This is a genomic window from Streptomyces sp. NPDC014676, assembly GCF_043084105.1.
Classification (GTDB): domain Bacteria; phylum Actinomycetota; class Actinomycetes; order Streptomycetales; family Streptomycetaceae; genus Streptomyces.
Genome location: NZ_JBIBZI010000002.1, coordinates 248,598 through 267,209, shown reverse-complemented (window position 1 = coordinate 267,209; position 18,612 = coordinate 248,598). Strand labels below are relative to the sequence as shown.

Below are 18,612 nucleotides of genomic sequence, written 5' to 3'. Positions count from 1 at the left end.
TTTTTCGATCGACTAAATACTGACCGGTAAGGGTTTCGAAGGAGACCGACCGGGACCGGTTGTGTTCGTAGCGTGACCACCGGGACAATGGAAGTGATGAACGAAGACCTCGCGGCTCTGCACGCCCGTATCGACCGCACCAACGAGCTGCTCCAGCGCATGCTCGCCGAGGTGGCGAAGACACCCTCGACCCACGCCATCTTCGTCGACGCGGGCTACCTGTACGCCGCCGCGGGACGGCTCGTGGCCGGGACGGAGGACCGCCGGGCCTTCGACCTCGACGCCGAGGGACTCATCGACGCGCTCATCGACCGCGCCCGCACCATCTTCGCGGACAGCAGGCTGCTGCGGGTCTACTGGTACGACGGGGCCAGACGCCGCATCCACACCGCCGAGCAGCAGTCCATCGCCGAACTCCCGGACGTCAAGGTCCGCCTCGGCAACCTCAACGCCAACAACCAGCAGAAGGGCGTCGACTCCCTGATCCGCAGCGACCTGGAGTCACTGGCCCGGCACCGCGCCATCAGCGACGCGGCCCTGCTCGGCGGCGACGAGGACCTCGTCTCGGCGGTCGAGGCGGCCCAGGGGTACGGCGCCCGGGTCCACCTCTGGGGCATCGAGGCGCCCGAGGGCCGCAACCAGGCCGAGCCGCTGCTCTGGGAGGTCGACAGCCAGCGCACGCTCGACCTGGACTTCTTCAAGCCGTACGTCTCCCGGCGCACGGCAGCGCCGTACGAACCCGCGACGGGCCGGCCCGTCCGCGAGGACGTCCGGTTCGTCGGCGCGCAGATCGCCGCGAAGTGGCTGGTCGCGCGGGGCCGGGACACGCTGGTGGAGCTGCTTCCCGGCCATCCCTATCTGCCCGGATCCGTCGACCAGGACCTGCTGGTGGAGGCGGAGGGGCTGCTGCAGTACTCCCTGCGGGGCCAGGCGGACCTGCGGCGCGCCCTGCGCGACGGCTTCTGGGACCACCTCCAGGCGCAGTACTGAGCGGCGCTAAGGGGTGGCCGCGAGCCCGTCCCAGAAGTCGGCGAGGGCGCGGGCGGTCGGTGCGGGACGGTCGGCGGCGGGTGAGTGCTCGGCCCCGTCGACGACGGTGCGGTGCGCCCTGAGGCGGAGGGCCATCGCGTCGAGGTCCGGCACCGGCCAGGTGTCGTCGCGCACCCCCGACAGGACGTGGAACGGCAGCGGGACGGCGGCCAGTTCCGCGACCCGGTCCGGTTCCGTGCACAACTGCGCTCCCGTGGCCAGGAGTTGCGCAGGGCTGGTACCCAGCCAGCGGCGCCGCAGGTGCTCCGGACCGCCGGGCCCGCGCGCCGGACCGCCCACCTCCTCGGGCGGGCCCATGGCCAGGATCGCCTCCCAGCACTCCGCCATCGACATCACCGCGAGCGCGTCCCGCAGCAGCTTCACGCGCTGCTCCTGGGAGACGGAGATCCGTGCGGGGCCGGAGGAGACGAGCGTGAGCGAGCGGAAGGGGGAGCGGTCGAGGAGGACGGCGGCGCGGGCGATCTGGCCGCCGAGCGAGTGTCCGACGAGGTGCACGGGCGCACCGACCGCGTCCGCCTGCGCGAGGACGTCCCGCGCCAACTCCTCCTGCGCGTACGCGGATTCGTCGTCCGTGGGCCCGTCCGACTCGTACTGGCCCCGCCCGTCCACGGCGACGGTGCGGTAGCCCCGCGCGGCGAGCGGTTCGTGCACCAGGGTGAAGTCCTCCTTGCTGCCGGTGTATCCGGGCAGCAGCAACGCGACCCCCCGCGCCGTGACGTCGGCGGCCGGTGGCACGTCCACGACGGCGAACTCCCCGCGTGAGGTACGGAGTCGGCGGGCGTGGGCGGAGGGGGAGTGGCTGGTCACGGGGTGAGGGTAGCGGGTGGCGGACACGCCGACGGCCCGGCCCCACGGGTGGGGGCCGGGCCGTCGGTTCGTCGCGCGTCAGCTTTCCGTGGACTCCGCGGCGGCTGCCGTCTTGCGGGTCCGCCGGACCTTGGGCTTCGCCTCGTCCGCGGCCTGCGCCGGGATCTCGGCGACCTTGCGGGTACGGCGCCGAGGCTTGGCCTCGGTGTCCTCGGCGACGGCTTCGGCCTTCTTGGCCGCGGCCTTCCGCGTACGGCGCGGCTTGGCCTCCGCCGCCTCGTCCTCCGGAACCGCCTGCGCCGGAATCCCGACGGCGACGGCCGGCTCCGGCTCCGGCTCGGCGACCTTACGGGTCCGACGACGCGGCTTGGCCTCTTCGACTGCCTCGGTGCTGCCTTCGGCGGTGTCGACGGCGGCTTCGGCCTTCTTGGCCGCGGTCTTGCGGGTGCGGCGGGGCTTGGTCTCGGTCGCCTCGGTCGGCTCGGTGCTGCCTTCGGCGGTGTCGACGGCGGCTTCGGCCTTCTTGGCCGCGGTCTTGCGGGTGCGGCGGGGCTTGGTCTCGGTCGCCTCGACCGGCTCGGTGCCGCCCTCGACGGTGTCGACCACGGTCTCGGCCTTGGCCGCCGTCTTGCGGGTGCGGCGGGGTTTGGCCTCTTCGACCGGTTCGGTGCTGCCTTCGGCGGTGTCGACGGCGGTCTCGGCCTTCTTGGCCGCGGTCTTGCGGGTGCGGCGCGGCTTGGTCTCCGTCGCCTCGACCGGCTCGGCGGTCGCCTCCGCCGTGTCCACCGCCGCGGTCTCCGCGGCCTTGCGGGTGCGGCGGCGGCGCGGTTCGGTGACCGGAGCCTCGGGCTCCGTGACGACCGGGGCCTCCGTGACGACCGGGGCCTCCGTGACGACAGGGGCCTCCGTGACGACCGGAGCCGCCTCGGCCGCCGTGGTCTCCTCGGCCACCGGGGTGACCACGGCCGTCGCCGTGTCCACCGCGCCTCGGCGCGTCCGGCGGCGGCGCGGCTTCGCGGGAGCCGTGTCGGCCTCCGCCGCCGTGCCCTCCGCCGTGTCGACGGCGGACTCCGCGGCCTCCACCGCGGCCGCCGCTCCGTCCGTGACCCCGCCGCGCGTACGGCGACGGCGGCGCGGGGTACGGGCGGCCGTGCCGGCCTCCGCCTCGCCGGCGCCTTCGGCGGCCGGGTCCACGGGCTGCCGCGCGGCCTCGTCCAGCACCGCACCGCCCCGCGTACGGCGGCGGCGTCGCGGCGTACGGGTCGAGGTCTCGCGCTCGGCGGGACGGGAGCCGTCGCGCCCGTCCCGGCCACCGCGTCCGCGCGGTGCACGCCCGCCCGGCTCGCCCAGGTCCTCCAGCTCCTCCGCGTCCAGCCCGGCGCGCGTACGCTCCGAGCGCGGCAGGACGCCCTTGGTGCCCTCGGGGATGCCGAGGTCCGAGAACAGGTGCGGGGAGGTGGAGTACGTCTCCGGCGGGTCGCCGAAGCCCAGGTCCAACGCCTTGTTGATCAGCTGCCAGCGCGGGATGTCGTCCCAGTCGACCAGCGTGATCGCCGTACCCTTCGCCCCCGCGCGGCCGGTGCGGCCGATGCGGTGCAGATACGTCTTCTCGTCCTCGGGGGACTGGTAGTTGACGACGTGCGTCACGCCCTCGACGTCGATGCCGCGGGCGGCGACGTCGGTGCAGACGAGCACGTCCACCTTGCCGTTGCGGAACGCGCGCAGCGCCTGTTCACGGGCGCCCTGGCCGAGGTCGCCGTGGACCGCGCCGGAGGCGAAGCCGCGCTGCTTGAGCTGGTCGGCGAGGTCGGCGGCGGTGCGCTTGGTACGGCAGAAGACCATGACCAGGCCCCGGCCGTCGGCCTGCAGTATCCGCGCGACCATCTCGGGCTTGTCCATGTTGTGCGCGCGGTAGACGAACTGCGTGGTGTTCGCGACCGTCGCGCCCTCGTCGTCCGGGGACGTGGCGTTGATGTGCGTCGGCTGCGACATGTAACGCCGGGCCAGACCGATCACCGCACCCGGCATGGTGGCCGAGAACAGCATGGTCTGGCGCCTGGCCGGAAGGAAGTTGATGATCTTCTCGACGTCGGGCAGGAAGCCCAGGTCGAGCATCTCGTCGGCCTCGTCGAGGACGAGGGCCTTCACGTGCTTGAGGTCGAGCTTCTTCTGCCCGGCGAGGTCGAGCAGTCGGCCCGGGGTGCCGACGACCACGTCGACGCCCTTCTTCAGCGCCTCGACCTGCGGCTCGTAGGCCCGGCCGCCGTAGATCGCGGTGACGCGCACATTGCGCACCTTGCCGGCGGTGAGCAGGTCGTTGGTGACCTGCGTGCACAGCTCGCGGGTGGGGACGACGACCAGCGCCTGCGGCGCGTCGGTGAGGTCCTCGGGCTTCGCGCGGCCGGCCTCGACATCCGCGGGGACGGTGACGCGGTCGAGGAGCGGAAGACCGAAGCCGAGCGTCTTTCCGGTGCCGGTCTTGGCCTGGCCGATGACGTCCGTGCCCGACAGGGCCACGGGGAGCGTCATCTCCTGGATGGGGAAGGCGGTGATGATGCCGACGGCCTCCAGGGCCTCGGCGGTCTCGGGGAGGATCCCGAGCTCTCGGAACGTCGTAGTCAGGGTGCTGCCTCTTCTGTGTGCGCGGTGCGAGGCGAGCGCGGGGGTCGTGTCGGGACCGTGCCGGGGACGTCGGCCGCCTTACGGGCGGGCCGTAGGACACGGGACCACTGCCGACGCTCGAGCGCTCGTACCGCTGAGGGTCCCCCTCCGGAATCCGCACGCAGTGTGGCGTACGACAAGGAGGGCTGTCGGGTCGGAGCCGATCGGGCCTCCGACCGGGCATCCTCATACATGCGGCCTGTCGAGTACGTCAGAGTGCTCAGCAGGCGCATTACCACCATACCCCGGATTCGCGCACACGCCATGGCCGATTTGGTCACGTAGTCGTCGTCACACTGATCGAGCGGGGCCTTCCGGGGTGTGGCAAGCGGGCTATTGTGCGCTTCATGACGAGCTCTGACAAGCCTGACAACGCCGCGGACACCCCCGACACCTCCGCCGGACCCACCGGCATCGCCGCCATGGACTGGGCGGCCGCCTCCGCCGACCCCCAGTACCGGGCCGCCGTCGTGGATCTGCTCGGCGCGCTCGCGTACGGCGAGCTGGCGGCGTTCGAGCGGCTCGCGGAGGACGCCAAGCTGGCGCCCACGCTGGCGGACAAGGCGGAGCTGGCGAAGATGGCGTCGGCCGAGTTCCACCACTTCGAGCGGCTGCGCGACCGGCTCGCCGGGATCGGCGAGGAGCCGACGCTCGCGATGGAGCCGTTCGTCGCCGCGTACGACGGTTTCCACAAGCAGACGGCGCCCTCCGACTGGCTGGAGGGGCTGGTCAAGGCGTACGTCGGCGACTCCATCGCCAGCGACTTCTACCGCGAGGTCGCGGCCCGCCTGGACTCCGACACCCGCGCCCTGGTGCTGGCCGTGCTCGACGACACCGGCCACGGCGGCTTCGCCGTCGAGAAGGTGCGCGCGGCGATCGACGCGGACCCGCGCGTGGGCGGACGGCTCGCGCTGTGGGCGCGGCGGCTGATGGGCGAGGCGCTGTCGCAGTCCCAGCGGGTCGTCGCCGACCGGGACGCGCTGTCGACCATGCTCGTGGGCGGCGTCGCGGACGGCTTCGACCTCGCCGAGGTCGGCAGGATGTTCTCCCGCATCACCGAGGCGCACACCAAGCGCATGGCGGCCCTGGGGCTGGCAGCGTAGCCCTGGGTATGAAGGGGCGCGGGGAACTGCGCGAGGAGGTCCGGGGGCGGAGCCCCAGGGACGGGAAGGGAAGGGGCGACGGGGGCGAGAGAACGTTCAGCCGCCCGGGCGACGCGGGACGCGGAACCACGGGGACGCTCCCGCGGCACCGCGGTTGAGCCGAGCGGATCCCGGTGCCGTGTGCCGCAGAGCGGAAGAGGGCGCCGGGGCCTGCGGGCTCGGGCAGCGCCCGGACGGCACCCCGGGGCGCCGAACCCGGCCGGTTCACCCCCGGCGCCGCCAACGGCGACCGGTCACGCGGTCGCCGAGCGGCGGCGCAGTCTTCCCGCCGGGCGCAGCAGCAGCGACAGGGACGCCACGGACACGATCACCGCGCCGAGCAGAACCGTCAGCATGTTCCCGGCGTCCAGCGCCGTGTGGATGAGGAAGGCACCGAACAGCGCCCCGGCCACACCGGTCGGCAGGACCAGGGCGCGGGCGGGCAGACGATGCGGCAGACGGCGGACGGCCACCCACGCCAGAGCCAGGCCGAGGATCGCGGAGCTGAGCGCTTCCAAGAGCATGTCGGGGTCCCTCCCACATGGCCGGCCTGCTCACATCGGTCGTAGCCCGGTCTACCCCTGACCTGCGGAATTCAATCCTCCTCTGTGGAGGACCTGTGCGCCGTCCGTGAACACGCGAAGGGCCCGGCGGTCTCGCACCGCCGGGCCCTTCGCACAACCACTCGACTGCCGGTCGCGCCTACAGCGCGCCGAAGCCCACCTTGCGCGGGGCCGGCTCGCCGATCTCGACGTAGGCGAGACGGTCGGCCGGGACCAGGATCTTGCGGCCGTGCTCGTCCACCAGGCTCAGCAGCTGCGACTTCCCGGCCAGCGCCTCGGCCACCACGCGCTCGACCTCCTCGGCGCTCTGACCGCTCTCCAGAACGATCTCGCGGGGCGCGTGCTGCACGCCGATCTTGACCTCCACGGCTATGTCCCTCCGACGGTCAGTGAAGTGCGCGACCTTCCGCGCCGTACCAGCACACATTAGCCCGGTGAGGGGACGTACACGCTGCGCCCGGCAACGCCAGGAGCGAACAGCCGACGGGAACAAACGGCCGTCGGCGCCCGCCCGCCTTCCTCAGTGGTGCTGTTCGCTGCCGTGCAGCGGGAATCCCGCGATGCCCCGCCAGGCCAGCGAGGCCAGCAGCTGCACCGCCTGGTCGCGCGGCACGCTGCGGTCGCTGTGCAGCCAGGACCGCGCCACCACCTGGGCGAGACCGCCGAGCCCCGAGGCGAGCAGCATCGACTCCGCCCGCGACAGCCCGGTGTCCTCGGCGATCACGTCGCAGATCGCCTCCGCGCACTCGTTGGTCACCTTGTCGACGCGCTCGCGCACGGCGGGCTCGTTCGTCAGGTCCGACTCGAAGACCAGGCGGAAGGCGCCGCCGTCGTCCTCGACGTACGTGAAGTAGGCGTCCATGGTCGCCCGCACGCGCTGCTTGTTGTCCGACGTCGACGCCAGCGCGTGGCGCACCGACTGGATCAGGGCCTCGCAGTGCTGGTCCAGCAGGGCGAGATACAGATCGAGCTTGCCCGGGAAGTGCTGGTAGAGCACCGGCTTGCTGACGCCCGCGCGCTCGGCGATGTCGTCCATCGCGGCCGCGTGGTAGCCCTGCGCGACGAAGACCTCCTGGGCGGCGCCCAGGAGCTGGTTCCGTCGGGCACGGCGTGGCAGGCGTGTACCCCTCGGGCGTACCGCGTCTGTCTGCTCGATGGCTGTCACGCCGCCTCCCATTGTCGTCCACGTGCGGTGTGAGCCGCGCCGCCATCGTACTTTTCGGTAACCGTGGTGTGCGCGGTGAGAGCGCAGAATTTCACGGACCGGACGGCGGTGAAAGCCATACGGACGGTTTCAAAAGCTGTCAGAGCGGGCAAGAAGTCTCCTCCTCACTGCTCGACGACGGTCCTCGTCGGCGCGCTCGTCACCGGTAGTCGTCCTCGTCGAGGGAGACGATCCTGGCCTGTTCCACCAGGTCCGCCTCACTGGCGCGGTCGGGATCGATGCCGGTCATCGGGTCGTCGCGGTCCGGCCTCACCTCCGTGTGCTGCTCGGCCGCGTCGACCTCGGGCGCCTCGACGTCGAACTCCTCGTCCTCACGGGCGTCCTCGTCCTCCACGAACGTCTCGGGGTCGGTCGGATCTACCGCCATGCCGGGCTCCCTTCCTGCGAACATCTGCTGCGAACGCCCCCGGGACTGCGGGGACGGTATGCGGGTGCCCTCCCTACGAGCCTAGGAGACACCCGATCCGGACGCTATGCGATCCGCGACCGGGGTGTGACAGGGAGCGCACGACGGGTTCCGCGCCCTGCGGCGGTGCGGAACCCGTCCTTCGTGACAGCTTGTGGCGGCGAACACATGAGCCAGTGTGTGATCGTCTCGTAACATTGCCGCATGTCTTCGACCGAGCTGCCGTCCGTGCCGCCCGCAAACGTGCTTCCCGAGGTGGCGGCGGTCAGGGTCGCGGAGGGCGAGCGGCTCAGGTCGGTGGAGCTGCCCGGGATCACCCTGTCGGTACGGTCCCGGCCGCCCGCGCGGGAGGGGCTGCCCCCCGCTCTCCACGTCCACGGACTCGGCGGTTCCTCGCTGAACTGGTCGGCGCTCATGCCGCTGCTGGAGGACGTCGTCGACAGCGAGGCCGTCGACCTGCCGGGCTTCGGCGACTCCCCGCCCCCGGACGACGGCGACTACTCCCTCACCGCGCACGCACGCGCGGTGATCCGTTATCTCGACGCGACCGGCCGCGGCCCGGTGCACCTCTTCGGCAACTCGCTCGGCGGCGCGGTCGCGACCCGTGTCGCCGCCGTACGCCCCGACCTCGTCCGCACCCTCACGCTCGTGTCACCGGCCCTGCCGGAACTGCGGGTGCAGCGCACCGCCGTCCCCACGGGACTGCTGGCGGTGCCCGGCATCGCACCGCTGTTCACCCGGCTCACCCGAGAGTGGACGGCGGAGCAGCGCGTCCGGGGCCTACTGCGGCTCTGCTACGGGGATCCCGCGCGGGTGTCGCCGGAAGGGTTCCGCGACGCCGTACGGGAGATGGAGCGGCGGTTGCGGCTGCCGTACTTCTGGGACGCGATGGCGCGCTCCGCGCGGGGGCTCGTCAACGCGTACACGCTGGGCGGCCAGCACGGACTGTGGCGCCAGGCCGAGCGGGTGCTCGCGCCGACCCTGCTCGTCTACGGCGGCCGGGACCAGCTCGTCGGCTTCCGCACGGCCCAGCGGTCGGCGCGCGCCTTCCGGGACTGCCGGCTGGTGACGATCCCGGAGGCGGGGCACGTCGCGATGATGGAGTATCCGGAGACGGTGGCCCTCGCCTTCCGCGAACTCCTCGCGGATACAACGGATTCGGCGGATCAGGGGGATACTGGTGAGCCGGGCGCGCAGGGTGCTCCGGGTCCACCCGCCGACACCGGTGGGGAGACCACCGTCGAGAACATGAGGGGCTGAGGCGCGACGTGGGACGCCACAGCCGCCGTGGACCCGCCCCGAAGGGCGACGCCGCGGACAGGAGCGCCGTACGGGAAGGCCGTTCGGCACCGGGCGATCCGTCGGGATCCGGACAGGCGGACAGACCGCGGCAGGCGAACGGCCCGGCCCCGCGCCGGACGCCCGCACCCGCACCGCGGCAGGGACCGGCCCAGGGATACGGGACTCCGCCGGCGTACGGAACGCCGGGATACGGGACACCGGCCGGCGGAACGCCGCGTTTCCCGGACGGTACGCCCGCGCACGGCGTCCCGCGTTTCCCGGACGGCACGCCCGCGCACGGCGTCCCGAGCCTGCCGGACGGATGGCTCCCGGGCGGTGCGCCCGCGCAGGGCAGTGTCCCGAGCCTGCCGGACGGAACCCCGGCGCACGGCTTTCCCCGGCTGCCCGACGGGACCCCCGCCCACGGCGTCCCGCAGGCCCGTGGCGGGCATCCGGAGCAGCGGGAGTCCGGGGGCGGCTGGGGAGCACCGGACGGTCGTACGGCGGCCGGGCCCGGGGCCGGGCACGACATGCCGGCGGGGCCGGGCGTGCCCCTCCCGCGGCAGCGGCAGGCGCCTCCCGGAGGGCCGCGCCAGGACTACCTCGACGCCTTCGGCGAGGCCACCGACCGCTTCTCCCCGCGCACGTCCGCTCCCGCGCCCCGTCCCGCGGACCCCTACGCCGCCGTCACCGACTGGAGCGCGGCCCCGGCCGCCGGCACCCCCGCCGCTCCCGATGACGACGACGCGCCGCCGACCGGGCGGCCCGCGCCGGCCAAGGGCGGCAAGGGGCGGACGTTCACCGGGATCGCGGCCGCCGCCGTCACGACCGTGCTGGCCGTCGTCGTGGCCGGTCAGGTCGCCGACGAACGCGACAGCACCGGCGGCGTACAGTCGCAGGCCACCGGCGAGCAGGCACGCGACGTCCGGGATTCCGCCTCGCGCGGGGACGACCGGGAGACGCCCTCCGTGCCCAGCGCCGAACCGCTGACGTACGAGCAGAAGATGGACAGGAAGTACCCGCTGAGCGCCGCGCGCGGAGGCACCGGGAAGTTCGACGCGATCCCCGGCGTCGACAAGGCTCCGGGCAAGGGGGAGAAGGTCACCTACCGCGTCGACGTGGAGCAGGGACTCGGCCTCGACGGCGAACTCTTCGCCGAGGCGGTCCAGAAGACGCTCAACGACGACCGCAGCTGGGCACACAACGGCGCACGCACCTTCGAACGCGTCCACTCGGGCGAGGTCGATTTCGTGATCACCCTCGCCAGTCCCGACACGACCGCGGACTGGTGCGCCAAGTCCGGCCTGGACACCACCGTGGACAACGTCTCCTGCGACTCGGCGGCCACCCAACGCGTGATGATCAACGCGGACCGCTGGGCGCAGGGGGCGGACACCTACGGCGACGAGATGCATGCCTATCGCCAGATGCTGATCAACCACGAGATCGGCCACCGCCTGGGCTTCAACCACGTCACCTGTGACAAGGACGGCGACCTGGCCCCGGTCATGCAGCAGCAGACCAAGTTCCTCGACCACGACGGAATCAGCTGCCGCCCGAACGCATGGCCGTACCCGAAGAGCTGACCGCCTAGCGCGGCGAAACGCGCCCCGCGCGGGAAGGTTACGCCCGTTCACCCCTTTTGGTGGCGTGATGGACAACCGTCCATCACGCCACCTCCTTGTCCGCATACGTTCGTCCCGCTGCGAGCCGCCGGACCAACGGCGGCTCCCCACACGGGAGATCGGGGGTGCACACGTGCGCATCGGACTGCTTACGGAGGGTGGTTATCCGTACGTGGGCGGTGAGGGCGGACTCTGGTGCGACCGCTTGGTACGCGGACTCGACCGGCACGAGTTCGACGTCTACGCGTTCAGCGGCAGTGAGGCCCAGGAGGACGCGGGCTGGGTCCCGCTGCCGCCCCAGGTCGGCCGGGTCCGCACCGCACCGCTGTGGGCGGCCGAGGACGACGGGGTGGTGTACGGCCGCCGCGCACGCCGGCGCTTTTCGGAGCACTACGGCGAACTGGCCGCCGCCCTCTGCGCCGCGACGGACCCCACCGCCCCCGGCCCAGGGCCCGCGGCACCCGAGGCGGACCGTTTCGCCACCGCGCTCCGGGGCCTCGCCGAACTCGCCCGCGACGAAGGCGGTCTGGTGGCCGCGCTCCGCTCCGAGACGGCCGTACGCGCCCTGGAGCGCGCCTGCCGTGCGCCCGGCGCCCTGCGTACGGCGCGGGAGGCCCGCGTACCCGATCTGCTGGCCGTCGCCGCACACCTGGAGCGCGCCCTGCGCCCCCTCTCGCTCGACTGGTACGAGGAGGACGGGCTGGGCGCGGTGGACCTGTGCCACGCCGCCGCCGGCGGAGCGGCGGCCCTTCCCGGCCTGCTCGCCCACCACTTCTTCGGCGTCCCCCTCCTCGTCACCGAGTACGGCGTACGCCTGCGGACGCACTACCTCACCCGCCCCGACGCCCCACCCGCGGTCCGCTCCCTGCTCGCCGCCTTCCACGGCAGGCTCGCCGCCGAGACCTACCGCCGGGCCGCGTTCATCACACCGGGCAACACGCACGCACGCCGCTGGCAGGAGCGCTGCGGCGCCGACCGGGCGAAGCTCCGCACGGTGTACCCCGGCATGGACGCCGCGCCCTTCGCGGAGGCGGGGGAGTCCCCGGAGAGCGCGGACCCGCACACCGTCGTCTGGGTCGGCCGGGTGGAGCCCGCCAAGGACCTGGTCTCGCTGCTGCACGCCTTCGCGGAGATCCGCAAGGAGGAGCCGAGGACCCGGCTGCGGATCATCGGCGGTCCGGCGGACCCGGAGGGCGCCGCCTACCTCGGACACTGCGAGGCACTGGCCGCGCAGCTCTTCCCGGACGAGGCCGAGGGCCCGCACTCCGTGGGCACCAACCCGGTGTCCTTCGAGCGGATCGGCGGCCCGGAGCTGCCCACCCCCGCCGACGCGTACGCCTCGGGCGCCGTGACCGTCCTGTCCAGCGTCGTCGAGGGCTTCCCGGCCGGCCTCGTCGAGGCGATGCTCTGCGGGCGCGCGACGGTCTCCACGGACGTCGGCGCGGTCGTGGAGGCCATCGGCGGCACCGGTCTCGTCGTACCGCCGCGCAATCCGCGGGCGCTCGCCGAGGCGTGCGTCTCCCTGCTGCGCGACCCCGAGCGCCGCGTACGCCTCGGCGCCGCCGCGCGCGCCCGCGCACTCGAGCTGTTCACCGTCGACCGGAACATCGCCGCCTTCCACGGCATCTACCTGGAGATCGTCGCGAGCACACCGGTCCGCCGGCCCCTCCTCGACGGCACCGGCGCCCTCCTGCCCTTCGCCACCCCCGCCGAGGCCCACGTCCCCGGCCACTGGACCGACCCCGCCTCCCGCGCGGTCCCCACATGGGCCACGGACACCCCGGTACCCGCGACGGAGACAGCCCGATGACCGACCTCGGCGAACTGAACCGCAGCGCTCCGCCCGGCGCGGCCGACCCGGTCAAGGCGCTGCTGCACCGCCACCGCGACCTGTGCGAGCAGGCGGTGGACCCCCTGGAGATCGCGGCGGGCCTGGAGGCCCACGGCATCACCGACCGGACCGCCGCCCGCTTCCGCCACCGCGACGTCTTCTCCCTCGCGGAGGAGCTCTACGCCCGGGTCCCCCGCGACGACGCACCACCCCGGCCCGCCCCGGCCGCCACGACTGCGGGGCCACGCGCCGGCTGGACCGTCCTCACCCTGCTCCCCGGCGCCCTGTGCGTGGCGACGGTGACCGCCCTGCGCCTCACCCACGGCCAGACCCGCCTCTACGCGGCGGCCACCGGCATCCTGGCCGTCGCCCTCGCCCTGCGCGCGGCACTGCGCCGGGGCCCCCTGGGCACCCGGTCCGACATCCCGCCCCGCTCCGCCACGACCTCCTGGACCTGCTGGCTCCTCGGCTACGCCCTCCTGGGCGACGGCCTGCTCGACGCGGCGGTCACCGGCGGCCCCGACGGTCTGCCCGACGGCACGGCGGAGGGCGACTGGCCGCTCACCGTCGCCCCGGTCGTGGCGCTCGCCCTGTCCTGCGCGCCCGCCGCCTGGACGGCCCACCTCCTCGCCGCCCGGGTCCGCCGCAGGCTGGCGTCGAGCCGTGGTCTGGAGGACTTCTCGGCCTCGGTACGACCCGCGCTCATCGGCGTGTTCACCCTGTTCCTGGGCGCGGTGGCCGTTCTGCTCACGGCGACGGCCGAGCTCCTCGACGAGCCGCTCACCCTGCCCCCGACGCTCACCCTGGGCGGCCTCCTCTTCCTGGCCCGCCTCCTCACGATCCACGGCTTCACCCACGCGCCGAAGGTGATCCTCACGGTCACGGCGACCGCCCAGGCGACGGCCCTGGCCACGCTCTTCGCGGCCCGGCTCCCCGGCTGCGACGCCCTGGCCACCCCGGTCCAGACCCTGTCCGCGGCCTGGGGCCCCGCCGCCCTCCCCACCCTCACCTGCGGAACAGCGGCACTGATCTTGCTGATCCACGCCTCCCGCACACTCGCCCGAGCCTCGGCGCACATCGGCCCGGAGCCGCGACAGTGACGTCGCGCGCGTTGATGCGGCCCCGCCCCACCCACCGACCGCAGACACCCGCGCCGCAGCACCCACGCACTCGCACCCGCACCCGCATCTGAAGGAGACCCCACATGACCATCCCGGACGCCGAAGGAGTCGCCCGATGAGAGTCCTCCTGATCGGAGCCAACGGCTACATCGGCCGCTTCGTGGCCGACCGCCTCCTCGCCGACCCCGCCGTCCAGCTCACCGCCCTCGGCCGCGGCGACGACGCCGACGTCCGCTTCGACCTCGCCACCGGCAGCCCCGGCGCCCTCACCCGCTTCCTCGACGCCGTCCACCCCGGAGTGGTCGTCAACTGCGCCGGCACCACGAGAGGCGGCGCCCGCGAACTCACCCGGCACAACACCGTCGCCGTGGCCACCGTCTGCGAGGCCCTCCGCCGCAGCGGCTGCGGCGCACGGCTCGTACAGATCGGCTGCGGCTCGGAGTACGGCCCCAGCCAGCCCGGCTCGTCCACGGCGGAGGACGCCGTCCCCCGCCCCGGCGGCCCCTACGGCGTCAGCAAACTCGCCGCCACCGAGCTGGTCCTCGGCTCCGGCCTGGACGCCGTGGTCCTCCGGGTCTTCTCACCCGTCGGCCCCGGCACCCCCGCCGGCTCCCCCCTCGGCCGCCTCGCCGAGGCGATGCGCCGCGCCATGCAGTCCGGCGACAGCGAGCTGAAGCTCGGCGGTCTCGGCGTACAACGGGACTTCGTCGACGTCCGCGACGTGGCCCGCGCCGTCCACGCCGCCTCCCTCTCCGCCGCGCAGGGCGTCATCAACATCGGCTCGGGCCGTGCCGTCCGCCTCCGCGACGCCGCCGGAGTCCTCGCCAGGGTGGCCGGCTACGGCGGCGCCCTCAACGAACTGGACATCCCTCCGGGCCTGCACCCACCGCACGTACCCCACCCCACCCACACCCCCCACCCCACCACCCCCATCCGCACCACGATCGGCCACCCCCGCGCCGACCCCGACCACCACCACACCACCACCCCCGTCGCCTTCCCGTACCCCGACGGCTGCGGCAGCTGGCAGCAGGCCGACGTCCGCACCGCCCGCGACCGCCTCGGCTGGCGTCCCCGGATCAACCTCGAGGAGTCCCTCGCCGACATCTGGATGGAGGCGGCATGTCGCATCTGACCAGCGTCAAAGCCGGCACGGCGAGCACCGGCTTCCGCACGGGCTTCGGCGTCCCCGGCCTCGCGCACCCCCTCGTCGCCCCGACCGGGTGGAGCGAACTCACCCGCCCGGGCATCCCTCTGCACTGGGTCGTCCTCGACGTGGCCGACGGCCCCGGCACCCAGCCCGACCCGCGGTGCCTGGAAGCGGCCGGCCGCCTCCGCAACGCCGGTGTCCGCGTCCTCGGCCACCTCGACACGGCGTACGGCCTCCGTACGTTCGGCGAGGTGCTCTCGGACGCCCACCGCTTCATCGACTGGTACCAGGTCGACGGCTTCCTGCTGGACCGCTGTCCCGCCGACCGGGCCGCACTCCCCGAGGTCCGGCGCACGACCACCACGCTCCGGACCCTCCACGACGCCCACATCGTCCTCGGCCACGGCACCCACCCGTACCCGGGATACGCCGAACACGCCGACCAGCTGGTCACCTTCTCCGGACCGTGGAACGACTACCGCTGGTCGCAGGTGGCGGAGTGGACCGCCGACCACCCGCCCGAACGCTTCTGCCACGTCGTGCACGGAGTGCCCCGCCCGCACCTGGACGAGGCCCTGCGCATCGCCCGCTGGCAGGGCGCCGCGACGATCTACTTCACGGACCACACCCACCACACGGGTCACCGTGCCCGCACTGCCTCCTGGGAGCCCCTGCCCGGCTACTGGGACGACATCGTCTCGCGTATCGGAACGGGTGTCTCGGAATGAAAAAGGCCATGGCACTGTTAGGCGAAGAACAACCGTAGTGATCGACCGACCAACGGAGTCCCAGTGTCGCTGCCACCCCTGGTCGAGCCGGCCCCCGAGCTCACCGTAGACGAGGTCCGCAGGTACTCCCGCCACCTGATCATCCCCGACGTGGGTATGGACGGGCAGAAGCGGCTGAAGAACGCCAAGGTGCTCTTTGTGGGCGCCGGCGGCCTGGGTTCGCCGGGTCTGATGTACATGGCCGCGGCGGGCGTGGGCACGCTCGGCATCGTGGAGTTCGACGAGGTCGACGAGTCGAACCTGCAGCGCCAGATCATCCACAGCCAGTCCGACATCGGCCGCCCCAAGGCCGAGTCCGCGCGTGACACGATCAAGGGCATCAACCCGTACGTGAACGTGGTCCTCCACGAGGAGCGGCTCGAGGCCGACAACGTGATGGACCTGTTCAGCCAGTACGACCTGATCGTCGACGGCACGGACAACTTCGCGACCCGCTACCTGGTCAACGACGCCTGCGTGCTGCTGAACAAGCCGTACGTGTGGGGCTCGATCTACCGCTTCGACGGCCAGGCGTCGGTCTTCTGGTCCGAGCACGGCCCCTGCTACCGCTGCCTCTACCCGGAGCCCCCGCCCCCCGGCATGGTCCCCTCCTGCGCCGAGGGCGGCGTCCTGGGCGTGCTGTGCGCGTCCATCGGCTCCATCCAGGCCAACGAGGCGATCAAGCTCCTCGCCGGCATCGGTGAGCCGCTGGTCGGCCGGCTCATGATCTACGACGCCCTGGAGATGCAGTACCGCCAGGTCAAGGTCCGCAAGGACCCCGACTGCGCGATCTGCGGCGACAACCCGACCGTCACCGAGCTCATCGACTACGAGGCCTTCTGCGGCGTCGTCTCCGAGGAGGCCCAGGCGGCGGCGGCCGACTCCACGATCACTCCCAAGCAGCTCAAGGAGTGGATCGACGACGGCGAGAACATCGAGCTCATCGACGTCCGCGAGCCGAACGAGTTCGAGATCGTGTCCATCCCGGGCGCCCGCCTGATCCCCAAGAACGAGTTCCTCATGGGCAACGCCCTGGAGAGCATGCCGCAGGACAAGAAGATCGTCTTGAACTGCAAGACGGGTGTCCGCAGTGCGGAAGTCCTCGCCGTCCTGAAGTCCGCGGGCTTCGCCGACGCCGTCCACCTGGGCGGCGGCGTGATCGGCTGGGTCAACCAGATCGAACCGGAGAAGCCGGTCTACTGATCACCCCTTCCGCTGACCAGCGGACCTGAAGAAGCCCACGGCTCTGACCAGTTCAGATGCCGTGGGCTTCTGTCGTTGTTGGTCGGCGTCGGGTGGCCTCGGACGGCCCAGGGACGGCCCGGCCGAGGACTCTCGTCAGTGTTCCCCGGTTGCGGGGTTGTGCACTTCGTCGCGCATCGCAGTGCCGGAGGTCGAGAGACGCACCACCGCGCCGTACGTCCACCCCTGGTGGTGCGGATGGAGACCCTAGTACTCGTGCTGGGCGTTGGCCACTAGATCGAGGAAAAAACTCCGAATGAACCCTCGGCGGCGGGTTCCCAAGTACGCTTATCCCAACCTAAAGGGGGATCGAATGATACTGCGTGAATTTCTCTATGTTGACACCGACAAGGTGAGGGCAATGTTGGCCCAGATCGATGGAGGGATTCGGGAGGAGGAACGAGAGACGGAGCGCAAAGAGAAAAGGACCACTGTTGGTCCGCGTGTAGCTGGCCAATATTTCCAGGGCTCCGGGAGTGAAACCTATACGAACAAATCACTAGGGGACGCACTTTTCCCGATGCTGGAAGAAGCGCTGGAGTCGGAGCAACTACTGAACGACATCTCCGAAGAGGCTTCTGACCCCCACGAGTGGTCCTCTGGTGCACTAAGGGAAAAATTCCCCCCGGGCACTCTCGTCAGGGTGACCGCCATGGGGTCACTTTATGACACGAGATATGTGGCGTCTACCTTCGCGGCTTTCTCCTCCGTTATGGCGGGGTTGAACGGTATCGGAGCGCTGCCATCTACGGCGCCGACCAAACCAACGAAGGGGAAGGGTGGTCGACAGCAATCCGGCTCTTTAAGGTCAAGGCAAGCATCGGAAACCCCAGCGATTGAAGATGCAATCCAGGACTTCCCTGATGTCGGCGGGGTGGATGGATCTAGCCTCCGTTCGTACGTACGCGTATCCAAAGGGGTTTTCGCGCCTGGTCTTCATGTCAATCTCGCTCCAGTTGAGGGCATCCTCATTGGCTCGCGCCTGCAAGAAGGACGCCAATATCTGGACGGTGAGGCAGATATCCTGTTTGCTCGATATGGCACCGAGCAGCAAGAGTGGACCGTTGTCGGCAGTATCGGCAGTTACGGCACTAAAGAAACAGCGCTGCCCGAGATGGACTTCACTGACGCCGATGGAAGGCTGAACAGGGCTAAGTTCGCCGAGGCTATGAATGCGCAAATGCGCAACCTAGGGCGTCTCGGGTTCATCGACCTTCCTCAGCATCCGGGATTTTCTATGATCCCACTTGCTGTCTATCGTTCAACTGCTCGAAGCGGTGTCATCGCATTGAGTGAATAAAACGCCTTCGCGGTATCACTAGTTCAAGTCACACGATTCCAGGTCGGCGGAGCGGCTTTGGGCTGGAGCTGCTTTGGGGCGAGTGATCATGGCCCCGTAAGCTTCCGGCGCGTCGGGCAGTCTGTGGACCTGCCCGTTAAAGCACGACGTTGGGGCCATGATCTTCGAGGCTCGCCCCAAAGTGGCTGCCTAAAGCCGTGGAGCCGACCGCCCCAGCCACAGAGGGTGTCTCCCACCTTCATGCCCGCAGCTCGCCAGCGCGCCGCCGGGCGCGGCCAGCCGGGGCGCAGACAGGAGGCAGGCCGCGCCGCAGAGGCGGCGCGCGCCCGCGCCGTGCGCGGGCCTTGATGAAGTAGGGAAAGTCTTACCGCGCTCTGATCGGCAATCGCTTGATGGTGGACTGTCGGCTCTCTGCTCGGCTCGGCTACCGTTCCATGCATG

Annotated in this window: 16 protein-coding genes; 10 read left to right on the top strand and 6 right to left on the bottom strand. The window is 71.7% G+C overall.

The genetic code is table 11. The features are described from left to right. Window positions 1-96: 96 nt before the first annotated feature. Window positions 97-990 (top strand): NYN domain-containing protein, encoded by an 894-nt coding sequence (locus ACF1DX_RS05615; RefSeq protein WP_391789946.1) that lies wholly within the window; start codon window positions 97-99, stop codon window positions 988-990. Between the two features lie 6 nt (window positions 991-996). Here the strand turns inward: ACF1DX_RS05615 and ACF1DX_RS05610 are convergent, their stop codons facing one another. Together ACF1DX_RS05610 and ACF1DX_RS05605 are read right to left on the bottom strand one after the other, a co-directional pair. Beyond that, window positions 997-1,857 (bottom strand): alpha/beta fold hydrolase, encoded by an 861-nt coding sequence (locus tag ACF1DX_RS05610; protein WP_391789945.1) that lies wholly within the window; start codon window positions 1,855-1,857, stop codon window positions 997-999. A gap of 78 nt (window positions 1,858-1,935) precedes the next feature. After that, complete coding sequence (locus ACF1DX_RS05605) at window positions 1,936-4,386, bottom strand: DEAD/DEAH box helicase (RefSeq protein ID WP_391789944.1); 2,451 nt, start codon at window positions 4,384-4,386, stop codon at window positions 1,936-1,938. 479 nt (window positions 4,387-4,865) lie between these two features. Here ACF1DX_RS05605 and ACF1DX_RS05600 point away from each other — a divergent pair, with 479 nt between their 5' ends. Further along, entirely contained in the window at window positions 4,866-5,621 is a 756-nt protein-coding gene (locus tag ACF1DX_RS05600; RefSeq protein ID WP_030860131.1) for a ferritin-like domain-containing protein, read from the top strand. 293 nt (window positions 5,622-5,914) lie between these two features. Here the strand turns inward: ACF1DX_RS05600 and ACF1DX_RS05595 are convergent, their stop codons facing one another. The 4 genes from ACF1DX_RS05595 to ACF1DX_RS05580 all read right to left on the bottom strand — a co-directional run bounded on the left by ACF1DX_RS05595 (window position 5,915) and on the right by ACF1DX_RS05580 (window position 7,815). Then, window positions 5,915-6,184: a hypothetical protein gene (locus tag ACF1DX_RS05595; RefSeq protein ID WP_391789943.1), complete on the bottom strand. Its 270-nt coding sequence runs from the start codon at window positions 6,182-6,184 to the stop codon at window positions 5,915-5,917. Between the two features lie 178 nt (window positions 6,185-6,362). Further along, window positions 6,363-6,590, bottom strand: a complete 228-nt coding sequence (locus ACF1DX_RS05590; RefSeq protein ID WP_019522837.1) for a DUF3107 domain-containing protein — start codon at window positions 6,588-6,590, stop codon at window positions 6,363-6,365. 153 nt (window positions 6,591-6,743) lie between these two features. Next, complete coding sequence (locus tag ACF1DX_RS05585) at window positions 6,744-7,388, bottom strand: TetR/AcrR family transcriptional regulator (protein WP_030860135.1); 645 nt, start codon at window positions 7,386-7,388, stop codon at window positions 6,744-6,746. 199 nt (window positions 7,389-7,587) lie between these two features. Continuing rightward, window positions 7,588-7,815: a hypothetical protein gene (locus ACF1DX_RS05580; protein ID WP_391789942.1), complete on the bottom strand. Its 228-nt coding sequence runs from the start codon at window positions 7,813-7,815 to the stop codon at window positions 7,588-7,590. A 243-nt stretch (window positions 7,816-8,058) separates the two neighbouring features. Between ACF1DX_RS05580 and ACF1DX_RS05575 the strand changes: the two genes are divergently transcribed. The 8 genes from ACF1DX_RS05575 to ACF1DX_RS05540 all read left to right on the top strand — a co-directional run bounded on the left by ACF1DX_RS05575 (window position 8,059) and on the right by ACF1DX_RS05540 (window position 18,171). Continuing rightward, window positions 8,059-9,114, top strand: coding sequence for an alpha/beta fold hydrolase (locus ACF1DX_RS05575; RefSeq protein WP_391789941.1), 1,056 nt, complete (start codon window positions 8,059-8,061; stop codon window positions 9,112-9,114). 8 nt (window positions 9,115-9,122) lie between these two features. Next, window positions 9,123-10,721, top strand: coding sequence for a DUF3152 domain-containing protein (locus tag ACF1DX_RS05570; RefSeq protein WP_391789940.1), 1,599 nt, complete (start codon window positions 9,123-9,125; stop codon window positions 10,719-10,721). Window positions 10,722-10,893: 172 nt separating this feature from the next. Then, window positions 10,894-12,570, top strand: coding sequence for a DUF3492 domain-containing protein (locus tag ACF1DX_RS05565; protein ID WP_391789939.1), 1,677 nt, complete (start codon window positions 10,894-10,896; stop codon window positions 12,568-12,570). Then, on the top strand, window positions 12,567-13,691 hold the full coding sequence (locus tag ACF1DX_RS05560; protein WP_391789938.1) for a hypothetical protein: 1,125 nt from the start codon (window positions 12,567-12,569) through the stop codon (window positions 13,689-13,691). Before ACF1DX_RS05565 ends, ACF1DX_RS05560 begins: the two co-directional genes overlap by 4 nt. A 136-nt stretch (window positions 13,692-13,827) precedes the next feature. Continuing rightward, window positions 13,828-14,847, top strand: coding sequence for an NAD-dependent epimerase/dehydratase family protein (locus tag ACF1DX_RS05555; RefSeq protein WP_391789937.1), 1,020 nt, complete (start codon window positions 13,828-13,830; stop codon window positions 14,845-14,847). Beyond that, window positions 14,835-15,590, top strand: a complete 756-nt coding sequence (locus tag ACF1DX_RS05550; protein WP_391789936.1) for a spherulation-specific family 4 protein — start codon at window positions 14,835-14,837, stop codon at window positions 15,588-15,590. The genes ACF1DX_RS05555 and ACF1DX_RS05550 overlap by 13 nt, the downstream gene beginning before the upstream one ends. Before the next feature lie 63 nt (window positions 15,591-15,653). Beyond that, window positions 15,654-16,832 carry an adenylyltransferase/sulfurtransferase MoeZ gene (moeZ, locus tag ACF1DX_RS05545; protein WP_391789935.1) on the top strand — a complete coding sequence of 393 codons (1,179 nt, stop codon included), beginning with the start codon at window positions 15,654-15,656 and terminating at the stop codon, window positions 16,830-16,832. A 352-nt stretch (window positions 16,833-17,184) separates the two neighbouring features. Further along, complete coding sequence (locus tag ACF1DX_RS05540; RefSeq protein WP_391789934.1) at window positions 17,185-18,171, top strand: hypothetical protein; 987 nt, start codon at window positions 17,185-17,187, stop codon at window positions 18,169-18,171. Window positions 18,172-18,612 lie beyond the last annotated feature (441 nt).